Genomic DNA, 13,891 nt, shown 5'->3' on the forward strand with positions numbered 1-13,891 from the left:
TGTGTTTTTAGTTAATTATTATTTGATGTGTTACCTGGTTTCTTATTCTTATTGTTGTTTTGATTTTGAATAATGGCTACAATTAAACCTGCAGCAGCGAAAATGATTTTCTCCATGATCTTGTGTTTTTGGTTAATTATTATTTGATGTGTTACCTGGTTTCTTATTCTTATTGTTGTTTTGATTTTGGATAATGGCTACAATTAAACCTGCAGCAGCGAAAATGATTTTCTCCATGATCTTGTTGTTTTATTGGTTATTTTTTTGAACCATAGTTGTTTGTTATTTTCCATATAAACACTTCTGGTTGGTATGTCTCTAAAATGAGATAGGCATTTTTGAATTCCCTTTTTTTCATGTAATAGTTATAAGTCTGTCTGATAATTGTATTGATAGCCAATCCCCCGACGGTTATGTCAAAACCTTTTGAATTGTTTAGGTAAACTGCTAGTTCTATTTTATTTGTTTTACGATTATTTTGGGCATGAGATAGAACCGCTTTGTATATTCTCTTCATATTGATTTTGTTTAGGTTGCAGCAATACTTTTAACTTTAGTTCACCTCCGATTTCTCTGAAGTAGCAGTATTCTAAAAGCTGGGGGTATTCAGTTTTTAATTTCATATACATGCCTTGACTGTTTTCTGGAATTTTTTCACTTATTAAGTCCTTTTGGAGAGGTGTCAACTCCTTCTTTAAAATCTTCTCTGGTGATTTAGAAACGTAATCCTCCCAGCTAGTAGAGATTTCTTTTAACGTAATGGATAATAACTTTCCAGATAATTCTGCATAGGAATGTTTTAACATAAACCGTAAGTCTGATCGTCGGATTGAAAAATCAATTTCTGTTAATGGTGCATAAGCCACCATTTTTAATTTCCCTGCCTTTTCTTTAAAAAGCATAACGGAAATCAGTTGATCATTTTTTAAGGTTAATCTCCAGACAGGAATACTCTTGAGCATATCATCTTCATCTTTAAAACCATTTGCGAGATTAATACCTCCACAAGTGGCATATGCTTCTTTAAGAAGGTGGTAAACTGCCTTTACATATTTTGCTTTTTCTTCCATGTTATGTGCTTTAAAAAACTTAATATCAGTAGCCATAATTTTACTTTTTTTGGTTTTGTATACTACAAATGTATGGGCATCAGGAAGCATAACTTGGATTTGTTCAGGGCTGAACAGAAGAGTGAAAACACCTAAATTTCGGGCATAAAAAAACTCCCTGGATAGGGAGTTTTACTAAGTAAGTTAAATGGAGTATTCTTTAATAGACATATTTCAACTCAATGGTGTCCTCAACAATATTAAATTCACAATATTTCCCATTGTCCATTTTGATTTCTTTTAAAAAGTCTTCTCTTAGTTTAATTGATTCTAAATTCACTCCAGTTAAAATATTTTCCTTGGCATGGAAATATTTATCATTTATAAAACATGATATTTTCTTTTTAATATCATTATCAATAAATAATTGTACTTCTTTTAAACTGCTGTCATTTAAATGCTTATTCGTGATTCCCTCAATGTAAGTTTCTTTTTCTAGTGAAGTTCTAAGGATTAAATAGTAATAATCATCACGATGGTCAGTTATGGCATTTGTTATAGCACCATTTCTTATAACAAAGGGATATGCACTTTTTCCCGAAATCAGAATAAACGCAATGTCTTCGATCTTCTCATATTTTGCTCCTGCTATTTTACCTTGAATCACTGATGAGACTTCTATCCTGTTTTCCTTTTCCTCGATTTTCCTATTGTTAATTAATATTTCAATATTGTTTTGGGTAAGTTTTAATACGCGTTTCGATTTGACTTTTAAATCTATTTTAAATGCTTTTAAGTAAAATTGATTTAAAAATTGGCAAGACGTAGAGTTGTTTATAAATGGCAAAATTTTTAAATGACTATTCATAGCCACTATCCTATTTACTTCTTGAAAATATTTATGAAAATATTCGGCGACGGTTTCTGATTTATCAGATTGTACTCTGAAAAGAACTTCCTTTTTCTCTTCATCAACCCTTATGGAAATCTCACAAGTATCATGTTGAACAAAGCAATACAGACCATTCATAAACTGCTTGTAGGAAGGCATTCTTATGAAATATTTCGAAAAAATATATTGCAGATCATTCAATATTACTTTTAGGGGTAATAGTTGTTGTCTCCAAATAATCTCCACATAATCTTTTAAATCATGTCTAACAGAAAGTTCCAGGTCATTCTCGTTAAATTTATAGTCGATCTCTTCTAAAAGGAATTGAACATGAGCTAGGCAATTTCGGTTTTCTTCATCACCTAAATATTCTTTAGGAACACCCGCAGTCATATTGCCTATCAATTCTAAATATTCGATATTCGGAAAGCGCTCTAAAATTGAATGTAATATCGAAGATGTTATTACAATTTGATTATTAGACAACAACAACACCTTTAAATTTTCATGAACTGAGTTTTGATTAAAAAAATCATTATCCAAAATATTATTGGACAAGTCCAGAAACTCTAAATTTTCAGGCAATTCGACTATATTAAAGCTTTTGATTAAATTATAATTTAAACTTAATTCAGTTAGTGTATTTGGTAATCTTGATAAACCATCTAAGTTACTTATCGTGTTCCCTGATAAGTCCAGGGTTTTTAAACTTTTTAGGTTTAAGTTTACCTCAGATAAATTTTGGATTGTGGTCCCAAAGATCCTTAAGTCGGTTAGGTTTTGTGGAAACCATTTTAAATTATCATTGTAGCAATATAAGATGCTTAAGGACTTTAATTTTTTGAATTCTGATAGGGATTTAAAATCAGAATCGGAAAAATAGGTCCATCCGATTGTTAGGTCGGTGATATTAGAATTTCTTAGCTTTTCAATTAATTTACTTAATCCAAAATCAGCAATACATTGAGGTAATTTATTTCTGTAAATTTCTCTCAGCTCACCTTCAATCGATAACCTATGTTTAATTGAATCTATAAATTTGTATAGGTTGATCAAGTTTATTACTTCTTCCCAAACACCTTTACTTTCTTTGGTTCTCTCCATTTGTAAAGGCATTAAATCACCTCCTTCAAATTTTAGAGAATTAGTGTTATTAGGAATATTTAGATTTATAACATCAGATACCGGTACTCCTATAAAAGAAAGTGTTTCAATATTTTTATCCAATTTAAATTTGGAAACAGACGAGTGTTTCAATAAAAGCTTTTCATTCTCTAAATCATACAGGTAAAAGTTCCCCTTATCCTCGAGAGGGTATATGAAAGTTTCAACTGAAAGAATATCGTCAAGGAGGTCAGTGTTTTCTTCAGAATTAGTATAAAATATTTTATGAAACTCTGCTTTATGAATGGATATGTTCTTTGTCATTTTTTAATTGGTGTTGTAGGAAGTTTGATCTAATTACAATGATTTAATTTAAGTTATCCGTTAATGAAATGGGACGGTGTGCTTAAAGAATAATCTGTCAGAAGAGTGGAAGATAAATTAGGTTTTTTGCTGAATAAATGTAGGAAATTTTATAAGTTTTATTTAATTCAGAATTACGGTTATCCGTATTTAAGCCATTTTTATTTTGGTTAAATTCGAGGGGTTATTTGACTTCTTGATTAAGTTAAATCGTACACACTTTAATTTCCTATTTTATGACCTTACCTAAAAAGGTGATGATCTATATCCCCGAAAATAAAGAGTTTAATTCTCAAATCACTGATCATTTAATTACAACTCGGTTAATTGCCGCCAAAAAATGAATTGATAAATGAGAGATGAAAAATTTTCTTGGGTAGAAACCCATAACAAGATCAATGAATATTTAAGTGCTAAAGAGCATTCTCAACAGGAAATAATTGAGTTACTAAAGTCTGTTGGTATAGGTCCGTTCAATGACAAAGCAGCGGAAGGTGAACATGACATAGAACTCGATGAAATAGATCCTTTTACTTTCTATTGTTACATCTATAAGTACGGTGCTAAAAATAGACTTAAGTATTTACAGAAAATCGCCGAAACCCTTGACATAGAGAAGCCTGCTGATGTCAGTGGAGTTCCCTCAGCCCAAGCTCAAAAAGTTTGGTTGTTTCCATATAAAATGGATAGAACCAATAATGAGATAAGTAGATTATGGAAGTTGTTCAATAAGGAGCGAAGGAGCCAAATAACCAATGACGATTTTAAGGATGTTTTATTGATTAAAAACGTTGCTAGGACAAGGTTAACCGAGGCGTTATTTTATATAAATCCTGAGAAGTACTTGCCTATCAATGGTCCTATAAAAGCCTACTTTAAAGAAGTATTGGGAATTGATCCTAAATTCAATTCATACGATGAATACTTAGAGGTTCTAACTCAGGTAAAAGAAAAAAGTGACCTTCCCTTTTACCAATTATCATTTGAGGCCTGGAATTGGAATAACGAAAGAAAGCAAGTCAATTACTGGGTTTTTCAAGGTAACCCAAAGGTGTTTGATTTTGAAACTTCAATACGAGAACGAATTCTGACGGATTGGACGGTAAGTGCACACAAGGATAAAATTAAAGTTGGAGATAAAGTAATATTATGGATCACCGGTGATCAAGCAGGATGTTATGCCCTTGCTGAAGTGACTTCTGAGCCACATCCCAATATAGCATCTCCCGATGATCATTTGTGGAAAGGAGAAGATACCAGTGCGCTTAAAGCAGGTATAAGAATCACACACAATTTCGTTGATCATCCAGTTCTAAGCGAATACATAAAAGGTGTTGAAGAATTGAATGATCTGAAAGTTGGAAATCAAGGCACGAATTTTAGTGCAACTGAAGAGGAATACCAGGCAATATTGGAATTATCTCAAAGCAAAACCGATACACAATATTGGCTTTACGCACCTGGCGAAAATGCTCATCTCTGGGATGAATGTTATCAACAGGGTATTATGGCGCTTGGATGGGATGAAATTGGTGATTTAAGACAATTTGAAAACCGTCATGAGATTAAAAAGGCTCTTGTGGCGGCATATGGTGGAAGTGGCTCTAAAAAAAATGATGTAACCGCAAATGATGAATTTTTAAATAAGATCAAAGTCGGAGATGTAGTTATCGCAAAAAAAGGACGGGGGGAATTACTTGGATTCGGTATTGTTTCCTCGGACTGCTTCTTCGATAAAGATCGAACAAATTATCAAAATATAAGAAAGGTTGACTGGAAGCTAAAAGGGAACTGGAAATTAGATTTCAGTCTCGTTGTGAAGACATTAACCGACATCACCAAATATTCATCTGAGCACCCTGATTTCAATACGTTTTACGAAAGATTATTAGGCATTATGGGACAAAGCATTAAAACTGAAAAGGAGGAGGCTATGATCTTTCCTTTGAACACGATTCTTTACGGTCCTCCAGGTACTGGGAAAACATATAATACAGTTTTGAGAGCTGCCGAAATTATTGAGAATCGAAAGATAGACTCATACGATGAGGCCTTGAAAATCTTCAAAGCCAATCTTCACGATCAAATTGAGTTTATCACTTTTCATCAGAACTACAGCTACGAAGACTTTATTCAAGGTCTACGGCCAGATACAGAGAATGGAACTCAATTAACTTTTGAGAGAAAGGATGGAGTTTTCAAAGTGATCGCAGATAGAGCATTGAAAAACTTAGAAGACTCCTATTCCCCTAAAGCAGCAAAAAGGCCTTTTGAAGAAGTGTTTAATGAATTTGTCAGTCCACTTGTGGAAGGAGAGGTAGAGGAAATTGAAGTGAAGATGAAGAAGGTTTCTTATTTCATTACAGCTGTAACAAATAAATCTATCGACTTTAGAAAAGCTAGTGGAGGATCTGCGCATACCTTGAGTATCGCAACTCTTAAGAGAATGTATTCAGCTGAATCGGTTTTAGATATTCAAGGTTTAGCTTCCTATTATGCGCCATTACTCGATTCACTGCTAGACCTTGGTAAAGATACTTCCGGGAAGATGGAAGCCACTAAGCGAAAGGATTATGTTATTATCATAGACGAAATTAACCGGGCTAATATATCCAGAGTCTTTGGGGAACTTATCACGCTCATTGAGCCGGATAAACGCTCACATGGTAATATACCAATGAAGGCGAAGCTGCCGTCTGGGGACAACTTTATTGTTCCATCTAACTTGTACATTATTGGCACTATGAACACTGCGGATAAATCTATAGCCTTGCTTGATATCGCTCTTAGGAGGCGATTTGAGTTTGAGCCTATGTATCCAAAGTATTCAGAGGATGGTCTCGATGTTAAGGATGAAAATGTTTTGAGATCAATTAATGACTCAATTAGTTCAGACAAGGGGCCTGATTTCCAAATAGGTCACTCCTATTTTATGGATTCAAAAGATGATCCTTACAATTTCATGAGGAGGATGAACGTGAAAGTGATCCCTTTATTACTGGAGTATTTTATGAATGATAAAGAAGCTGTTACCAGGATAGTATCAAAGGCATTGGAAGGCACTGGTTATTCTACCGATCATAAAAACTGGCCTTTAAGAATTTCTGAGAGTAATGATTAACCTTTTTGAATATCAGAATAAAGTTGATTATGATCCATCCCTTGATGGCTTAGAAGGATTTCTTGATGAGATATGGAATAGCCGGGAGAAGAATTCTTTTTATTCTGAAAATGGAGAATCGAAAATAGAATCTCAGAGATTCTTGCAATTCATTCATAAGTCAGATGAATTAAAATCGAATAAATACGTTGGAGTCATTCATTACGGAGGAAGTAAGATCAATTTGTTGCCAAAGATATTTTACGACTCCTCCAAGGAATATTCGCTCAATGAAGTAAATCAGATTCAAAACCACATTCTTTGGTGGTTGAGCTATTGCCGTAAGATCAAATTCCCAAACTACCAGGCTTCATTGGGTAGTGCTAAAAGTGACTTCTTTGAAGTGCTAATTTATCTTTTCTCGAAGTATACTAGGGAGCTTTTGAGTTCTTCCATCTATCAGCAGTACGAGGAGGTTAATCGTGAGTTATCTTTTATTAAGGGTAGGCTAAATACAAATGATTATTTAAATGAAAATTTAAGCAAAGGAAGGTGGCATAAACTCAATTGTACTTATGATGCGTTTGTCTTTGATAATGAATTTAATCGCATCATAAAGTATGTAACCACATTCCTTTTTAATGTTACCTCAAGTCAGGATAACAAAAGGAACTTACGAGAGATCCTTTTTATCCTGGATGAAGTGTCAGATGAAAGGGCAACCGCAGAACAATGTTCACGAATTTCGTTCAATCCTATGTTTGGTGAATTTGAAACGGTCCGTGACTATTGTCAATTATTTCTATCAAATTTCATTTGATTATAAAAATGATCTGAAACTTTTCGCATTCCTGCTCCCGATGGAATACGTTTTTGAAGACTTTATTTTTGGATTTATTGATAAGGAACTTGAAAAAGTGACTGCCAAAGCACAAAGAAGCGATACATATCTTGACGAAGGTAAAACGTTCAATTTAAAACCGGATTTATGGCTTAAGACGAATCATAAATCCCTAATAGCAGATACTAAATATAAAATTGTCTATTCTGATGATAAAGATCCCAAAAAAGGAATTTCTCAGAATGATCTGTATCAAATGCTTGCATACGCTGTGCGGTTTGAGGTAGATGAAATCATCTTATTCTACCCGAATACGATAAAACAAGACCGGGAGGAAGAAACAGAACTGACCATTAAGGATGCTTTAGCAGGCGGGAAAACAGTGGCCATTAAAGCATTTCAGGTCCCAGTAATTAGTAGAATAATACTCGGTAAAGAACTATCAGAAAAAACAGATTTGCAAGAGTTGTTTAAGCCATTGAAAATAGAGCTTATAAATAAAATTGAGAGTATACTAGCGGTTACTTTTGAATAACTTAAAGCCCTATCGTAATATTCTATTATCCTAAATCTAGGAATAAACCAATAAATTGATAAGACAAGGCAATTCTACTTTAATTATAACCAAAAATGCAATAATTTAATCCTCCCAAATTACACTAATTGCAAGGTTAGATTCCGAATGAACCAAACAATACTCATAGAAGATATCATCAGCGTAATCTTCTTTAACTTCTAACCAAGTCGACTTTGAAATTTCTTGTTTCGATTCAGTAGTAGTGTAAATTGTTGCGCTATCGAAAAATTCAGCTGCTACTGAATCGTCAGGAGGAGGTATTCTAGTACAATCCTTTATTTTGAAATTAAAATCGTTCGATCTTCTCCAATAACTTACCTTATTGTCTTTGGTATAAAAAACACAAATTGGATGATTGCCTAATTCTAGAAATCTATAGATAACCGACGATCGACTCACATTGTATTTGTCCGAAATGTCACGAATTAAGCTCGGATCAAAAGGCTGTTTGAACACTTCCTTCTTGAACAGATGTGATGGTAGTAAAATTTCCGCAGCAAAAGTATTAGCCTCTATTTCTTGTTGTGAAATCTTTGTTCTGTTCTGGGTGTCATACCATGCTAATGATGCAGAATCATCTACATGTTGTATTAATTCGTTCCTGTGCATTAGATAATGTCCTAACTCATGGGCAAGTGTGAAGTTGCGCCTTGTATCAAATTTGATGTTTTCATTTACAACGATTAAAGATTTTCCTGAGTTGTGAATGATTCTGCCATCGCAATTTGTAAGATTTGAATATTTCAAAGGAATGTTTAGGGCATAGATTATATCTTCAATGGAGACATCTTTGGGGTCATCTATTCCAAATTCCGCAAGTATTTTTAATGCTAATTTCCTTGGATTATTCTTCATCGCCTAGTTCATCTAGCATATAGAGATCTTCGACAATTTCACGGATTTGGTCTACATCAAGTTTTTCAAGGTTTCTAAATTGAAAATTCACATCTCTTTCCTTGATTATTTTCAGAAGAGCTTTAGCCGAAAGATTTTTAAGGGCTTCGACCTTTTTCCTGGTTTCGTCTCCAATACTATTGAACATCAGAGTATATTTTTCTCTGTTTAGATGAGCCTTTTGCCTATATTTTAGACGTTTAATAAACTTGATGCTGTTAGAATTATCGAAAACTTCAAGTTCATTGACTGGCTTTTCTAATGCGGCTTCAACCTCCAGTGAGGATATTGTATTTAATATCTCTTTACCTTCCATTTCTATTCATCGTGAACAGTTAAGCATTTGGTCTTTGCATGATAGATCAACTTTTCATTCTGCCTGTATACATAATTAACCGGTTTTTCAATAATTTCCGCAATCTGTTTGGACTTTAACCCTTCCTTAATTGATTCCCAGTGCATTTGCATAAACGCATCACCTTCTTTTACAATTCTCTCAATACATTCCAAAAGTTTGTCAATGCTCTCGTCATAAACTTCGTCAAACAAATCGTAGGCCATATTGTCGGAATATTCTGTTTCAAAATATCCCTTTTCCATTTTTCTTCTATATTTTTCTACGTTTTTTGAGATCATGCTGCCAGCAATTCTAATAATTTGTTCGACAATCGAATACTTCTCAAATTGCCACTCCCATTCAAAAGTAAATATTTTTGATACGGCCTCTTCGAAATAGTAATCTATTGCTGGCAGGCCTAGATCCCTTTCTGAATGAGCGCCAAAGTTTGTTTTATTAAATAATTTTTTTCTAAGAAAGGACTTACATCGAGTGCATATCTCTTCCCACTGGTGCTGTGAGATCTTGTCTAACTCAATCTGTATTTGTCTTTTTCTAAAAAAATCCACTCTTGCTTTCCGGAAAAATTAAAACGTTCGGTTAATACAAAGTTAGAGATATAATTTTTTAATGAATTAGTTATTGTTCATTGGATTTGTATAAGGTAAATAGATTAGGATCTATGAGCTTGTTTTAAAGTCGGGGGTAATGACTAAACAACACAAAAGTAAAAATAGCCAGATGAGTTTAAACAAAAACAAGTACCTCCAGCAAGTGCTGGAAAGTTACAAGATGAAGCATGTGTCAGACTTGATGGAGAAGTACATTGAAAAGAGAGAAGTTGTAAAAGATGCGTTGGTCGAGAAATTCAAGGATCAAATCGTGACAGGAGCAATTAACTCTGGTTCATACGCAAAGCATGATGCAATTAATACCAAATTCGATTTAGATATATGTCAACCATTTAAGCGAAATGCGTTTTATACGTTGGAAGAAATGGCGGATGCCGTCTTTGATTTCTTTAATGAAGAGTTTGAAGATGATGATCTGGTGGCTTATGCCACGCGCAAACAACGAGTATCCACTGGTATTACGTTCGTTATTGATGGCGACGAAATTCAAATGGATATTGTACCAGGAAGAGAATTGAGTGCAGACGATTATGTCAATACCCACAGGTTGAACTTATATGTACGTCCAAAATTATTGGAATCGGCGAGTACAACACAAACCAATATCCAGAAGCACATTGATCTTGTAAAAGGGAAGACCGCTGAAAGAGAAATCATCAGACTGTTGAAGGTTTGGAAGATAAACAAGAACAAGAAAAGGGTAAAGTCATTTTTCGTAGAACTTATTACAATTAAAGCTTTTGAAAAGTGTTCTGACGTCCCCACCGGTATTTGGGAAAAACTCGAAATGGTATTGGAATATATCAGAGATAATGTTCAAACCATTCGTCTAGAGGATCCTGCAAACTCAACCAATGTGGTGTCTAATACCATGACAGATTCAGAAAAGGAAAATCTACACTGGGAAATGAAACAGATGCTCGAGCTGATTGAATCATCTGACGAGAATCTCAAGTCCTACTTTCCCGTAAATGATGAGTTTTTTGAAGAAGAAGATGAAGAGGACAAAACTGATGCTGCTTTGGAAATAGCTAGATCAGGAGTAGTTCAAAAACCCTGGTGTCGTTTCTAAATGAGTAGAGTTATTAAAGATATTGATGCTGGCCTGAAATCATATCCGGATTTACAACGGGTGACGGAAGATGGATACATACGCGTTAAGGGTGAGATTTCATTAGTACATCACGAAAAAGGAGAAATTGATCGGTATGAGGTATTGATCAAATTCCCAGAAGCGTTCCCAAGATGTTTTCCCAAAGTAATTGAAACCAGTAAAAAGATTCCAAGGGTTGCAGGCAGACACGTTAACCATGATAATACATTGTGCCTAGCCGTCCTTCCAGAAGAACGAGTGATTTCAAAGAACGGAATGTCGTTCAAATTTTTTCTGGACAAAGTACTTGTTCCTCACTTGGCCCGAGAAACCTACCGTGAACGAAAGGGAGTATACCCAGACGGAGAATATGCTCACGGATATGAAGGGTTATGGGAATATTATGAAGGAACACTTGGTAAGACTGATCGCACCAAAATTGTTGAGGAGTTAGAATTAATTGCACACGCTAAATGGCCGGGAAGGAATCACAAATGCCCTTGTGGTAGCGGCTTGAAATTCAAGAAATGTCATAACGAAAAGTGGCATGAAATAATTAAACCTGGACAGGATTTTGTTCAGAAGACACTAATACTTCTAAAAGAAAATTTACATGAAACAAATTGACATTAAGTCGCTTTTTAATGGGCTTCAAAGCCAGATGAACGCAACGTTAAGTACAAACCGTGATTTTATCACACATCCTGGTTCCAAGGGAGACTCTCTTGAAAATGCGTGGATAGAATGGTTAAGGGAATATTTACCGAACAGATATAGTGTGGACAGGGCAATTGTTATTGACCACGAAGGAAATACAAGTCATCAAATTGATGTGGTCATCTTCGATAATTGGTTCACTCCCTTTATTTTCTCCCAAAATGGATTTCACTACATACCAGCCGAGGGGGTTTATGCGGTTTTTGAAGTAAAACCTGATATTGGAGATAGTTCAGACGGAAAATCAAACATTGAATATGCCGGAGAAAAAATTGAAAGTGTAAGAAGGTTACTAAGGACAAGTACGAACATGATCAATTCCGGACGGAGATTTGATCCAAGACCATTGACAAAAATTATTGGAGGAATTTTGTGCAGCACAAACTCTTATACGCACAAAAATAATAAGACGATAGAAGGGCATGTCAAGGCTCAGAAAGGACTGAAAAGTATTGACATTGGTTGTATAGCGGACTATGGAGCTTTCTTTGTTGATTATGAACCTTCAGAAGAAATAAAAGAAACAGGTCAGGATAAGTATCTTGAATTCTACGAAAACAGAGCTTTCCGCGATTTACATTTTAGCAAACAGGAAAATTCGCTTGTAACTTTCTTCATGCAGCTGACGCGATACTTGCAACAGGCTATAGGTACCGTTCCCGCAATAAACCTTCAAACATATTTGGATAAAATAGGCGAAACTATTGATGAGGAAATATAATTGATATCATTGCTTTTGAATTCTTGATAAGTAGCTAAATTTATCACAAGAAAATGCCTTGGATTAGTCGGGAAATAGAAAAATAAACAAACGGCACACAACATGGTATATAAACCATAAATAAAACTTCCTCCAGCTCGTTTACAGGCCCTCCATCCAGGCCGGGTAAACGAGCTATTTTTATCACGATACTTTATTCTGCAGTTCCCAAACAAGCCAAACATAAAAAGGTTGAAAAGTTAATAGGGGAAAGGGTTATTTGGTAGCGGAGCTGCTTTGGTCCAGTTGCTTTAATTTCTCTTTGAGTAGTCCTACGTCTTCTCCCAACTTTCGGTCGATGATCTTGGCATAATGCTGAGTGGTTTTGATGGATCGGTGACCTAGCATCTTACTTACCGATTCGATAGGCACTCCATTGGCCAGGGTTACCGTGGTGGCAAACGTATGACGAGCCATATGGAATGTAAGGTCTTTGGTGATCCCACAGAGCACAGCGATCTCCTTTAGAAAACTGTTGGTCTTCTGATTGCTGGAGTGGGGTAGTAGGGCGTTGTTGGGAAGTTCCTGGTCCCTGTATTTCTCAATGATCTCCTGAGCCATTTCCAGTAAGGGGATGTTACTGATCGTCCCGGTTTTGGTTCGTTTCACCCTTAGCCATTGATCACCGTCAATACCCAGAACAATATCGTCTGGGGTAAGCTTGCATACATCGCTATAGGAGAGTCCGGTGTAGCAGGAGAAAATAAACAGATCCCTAACCTGTTCCAGTCGCTTGTACCTAAATTCCTTTTGGATGATACTCACCAGTTCTTTACGGGTTAAGAACTCCCTTTCCTTTTGTTGAAGCCTCACCTTAAAGTTGTAAAAGGGATCCTGGTCGATCCAACCGTTGGCATAGCATATCCTTACGATCTTCTTGAAATACGCCAGGTATTTCATGGCCGAGTTATGTGCAAGATCCTTTTCAGTTTTTAAGAAGTAGATAAAGGCATTGATGAAAGTCAATTCGACACGCTTTACACTCATGTCTTCCAGGTTGTATTCCGCTTTGATGAATTCGGTAAGATGGCTTTTCGTGGTCTTGTAGCGCTGAAGGGTGCGAAAGGAAAAGTCTTTGCCCACCAATTGCTCCATCTTTTGATTGTGGGTTTCGAATACCTCAAGAATGTTATGTCGGCTTTCCTCCAGGCCTACAAGCCTGTTTCTGATCCTGATCGCGCTAATCTCTTCTTCCTGGTCCAGTAGTTCCTGATAGGCCCGGAAAACGTGTTTTCTGAGGATGTCCAAATGATGGTTGACGCGCTTTGCCTCTGCTGAATGTCCCATCACCTTATTGGCTTTTGCATTCCACTTACCGAGCGGAACACTTAAGAAGGTGCTCGCTTCGGCGCGTTTTCCACTATACGTAATGCGTAAATAGACCGTAGCCTTAGTAGCATTTTTATTCCTGCTTTTTCTGATGTAGAACAATATGGATAGAAGATCCTGCATTTTGTGCGCCCGAATTACACTTAAATATAGCTGAAAACTACGTTATAAAAAAGTGGGAGTGCCTAGGTTTTACAGGGGTT

The 13,891-nt window shown here is 35.6% G+C and carries 12 protein-coding genes; 6 read left to right on the forward strand and 6 right to left on the reverse strand.

Features of this window, described 5'->3' with window-relative positions:
• Positions 1-473: 473 nt before the first annotated feature.
• Complete coding sequence (locus IS446_RS05385; protein ID WP_203058989.1) at positions 474-1,106, reverse strand: hypothetical protein; 633 nt, start codon at positions 1,104-1,106, stop codon at positions 474-476.
• A gap of 163 nt (positions 1,107-1,269) precedes the next feature.
• Positions 1,270-3,369, reverse strand: a complete 2,100-nt coding sequence (locus IS446_RS05390; RefSeq protein WP_203058990.1) for a leucine-rich repeat domain-containing protein — start codon at positions 3,367-3,369, stop codon at positions 1,270-1,272.
• A 391-nt stretch (positions 3,370-3,760) separates the two neighbouring features.
• On the opposite strand from IS446_RS05390, the gene IS446_RS05395 reads away from it, so the two are divergent.
• Genes IS446_RS05395 through IS446_RS15515 form a run of 3 tightly spaced genes read left to right on the forward strand, consistent with a single transcriptional unit; the run spans position 3,761 to position 7,884 of the window.
• Positions 3,761-6,529 (forward strand): AAA family ATPase, encoded by a 2,769-nt coding sequence (locus IS446_RS05395; RefSeq protein ID WP_203058991.1) that lies wholly within the window; start codon positions 3,761-3,763, stop codon positions 6,527-6,529.
• Positions 6,522-7,328 carry an McrC family protein gene (locus IS446_RS15510; RefSeq protein ID WP_203058992.1) on the forward strand — a complete coding sequence of 269 codons (807 nt, stop codon included), beginning with the start codon at positions 6,522-6,524 and terminating at the stop codon, positions 7,326-7,328. Before IS446_RS05395 ends, IS446_RS15510 begins: the two co-directional genes overlap by 8 nt.
• On the forward strand, positions 7,219-7,884 hold the full coding sequence (locus tag IS446_RS15515; RefSeq protein ID WP_262896241.1) for an McrC family protein: 666 nt from the start codon (positions 7,219-7,221) through the stop codon (positions 7,882-7,884). Before IS446_RS15510 ends, IS446_RS15515 begins: the two co-directional genes overlap by 110 nt.
• A gap of 105 nt (positions 7,885-7,989) precedes the next feature.
• Here IS446_RS15515 and IS446_RS05410 read toward each other — a convergent pair whose 3' ends face one another.
• The 3 genes from IS446_RS05410 to IS446_RS05420 are packed head-to-tail and all read right to left on the reverse strand — an operon-like array spanning position 7,990 to position 9,726.
• Complete coding sequence (locus tag IS446_RS05410) at positions 7,990-8,781, reverse strand: ImmA/IrrE family metallo-endopeptidase (RefSeq protein WP_203058994.1); 792 nt, start codon at positions 8,779-8,781, stop codon at positions 7,990-7,992.
• Positions 8,771-9,136 (reverse strand): hypothetical protein, encoded by a 366-nt coding sequence (locus IS446_RS05415; RefSeq protein WP_203058995.1) that lies wholly within the window; start codon positions 9,134-9,136, stop codon positions 8,771-8,773. The genes IS446_RS05410 and IS446_RS05415 overlap by 11 nt, the downstream gene beginning before the upstream one ends.
• Before the next feature lie 2 nt (positions 9,137-9,138).
• The gene (locus tag IS446_RS05420; protein WP_203058996.1) at positions 9,139-9,726 is read right to left on the reverse strand and encodes a hypothetical protein; all 588 of its coding nucleotides are present in this window, start codon (positions 9,724-9,726) and stop codon (positions 9,139-9,141) included.
• A 139-nt stretch (positions 9,727-9,865) separates the two neighbouring features.
• On the opposite strand from IS446_RS05420, the gene IS446_RS05425 reads away from it, so the two are divergent.
• The 3 genes from IS446_RS05425 to IS446_RS05435 are packed head-to-tail and all read left to right on the forward strand — an operon-like array spanning position 9,866 to position 12,320.
• Entirely contained in the window at positions 9,866-10,861 is a 996-nt protein-coding gene (locus IS446_RS05425) for a nucleotidyltransferase family protein (protein WP_203058997.1), read from the forward strand.
• On the forward strand, positions 10,862-11,509 hold the full coding sequence (locus tag IS446_RS05430) for an SEC-C domain-containing protein (RefSeq protein ID WP_203058998.1): 648 nt from the start codon (positions 10,862-10,864) through the stop codon (positions 11,507-11,509).
• A complete protein-coding gene (locus tag IS446_RS05435; RefSeq protein ID WP_203058999.1) occupies positions 11,496-12,320 on the forward strand; it encodes a DUF6602 domain-containing protein in 825 nt (274 codons plus the stop codon). The genes IS446_RS05430 and IS446_RS05435 overlap by 14 nt, the downstream gene beginning before the upstream one ends.
• Positions 12,321-12,575: 255 nt before the next feature.
• Here the strand turns inward: IS446_RS05435 and IS446_RS05440 are convergent, their stop codons facing one another.
• Positions 12,576-13,811 carry a site-specific integrase gene (locus tag IS446_RS05440; RefSeq protein ID WP_203059000.1) on the reverse strand — a complete coding sequence of 412 codons (1,236 nt, stop codon included), beginning with the start codon at positions 13,809-13,811 and terminating at the stop codon, positions 12,576-12,578.
• Between the last annotated feature and the right edge of the window lie 80 nt (positions 13,812-13,891).

The sequence above is a fragment of the Robertkochia sediminum genome (genome assembly GCF_016786255.1).
GTDB classification, from domain to species: Bacteria; Bacteroidota; Bacteroidia; order Flavobacteriales; family Flavobacteriaceae; genus Robertkochia; species Robertkochia sediminum.

Bases quoted from the DNA above. Each gene is read 5' to 3' on its own strand.
- IS446_RS05390 (WP_203058990.1), bottom strand. From the start codon at position 3,369: ATGACAAAGAACATATCCATTCATAAAGCAGAGTTTCATAAAATATTT.
- IS446_RS05430 (WP_203058998.1), top strand. From the start codon at position 10,862: ATGAGTAGAGTTATTAAAGATATTGATGCTGGCCTGAAATCATATCCG.
- IS446_RS05385 (WP_203058989.1), bottom strand. From the start codon at position 1,106: ATGGCTACTGATATTAAGTTTTTTAAAGCACATAACATGGAAGAAAAA.
- IS446_RS05425 (WP_203058997.1), top strand. From the start codon at position 9,866: ATGACTAAACAACACAAAAGTAAAAATAGCCAGATGAGTTTAAACAAA.
- IS446_RS05395 (WP_203058991.1), top strand. From the start codon at position 3,761: ATGAGAGATGAAAAATTTTCTTGGGTAGAAACCCATAACAAGATCAAT.
- IS446_RS05415 (WP_203058995.1), bottom strand. From the start codon at position 9,136: ATGGAAGGTAAAGAGATATTAAATACAATATCCTCACTGGAGGTTGAA.
- IS446_RS15515 (WP_262896241.1), top strand. From the start codon at position 7,219: ATGAAAGGGCAACCGCAGAACAATGTTCACGAATTTCGTTCAATCCTA.
- IS446_RS05435 (WP_203058999.1), top strand. From the start codon at position 11,496: ATGAAACAAATTGACATTAAGTCGCTTTTTAATGGGCTTCAAAGCCAG.
- IS446_RS15510 (WP_203058992.1), top strand. From the start codon at position 6,522: ATGATTAACCTTTTTGAATATCAGAATAAAGTTGATTATGATCCATCC.
- IS446_RS05410 (WP_203058994.1), bottom strand. From the start codon at position 8,781: ATGAAGAATAATCCAAGGAAATTAGCATTAAAAATACTTGCGGAATTT.
- IS446_RS05440 (WP_203059000.1), bottom strand. From the start codon at position 13,811: ATGCAGGATCTTCTATCCATATTGTTCTACATCAGAAAAAGCAGGAAT.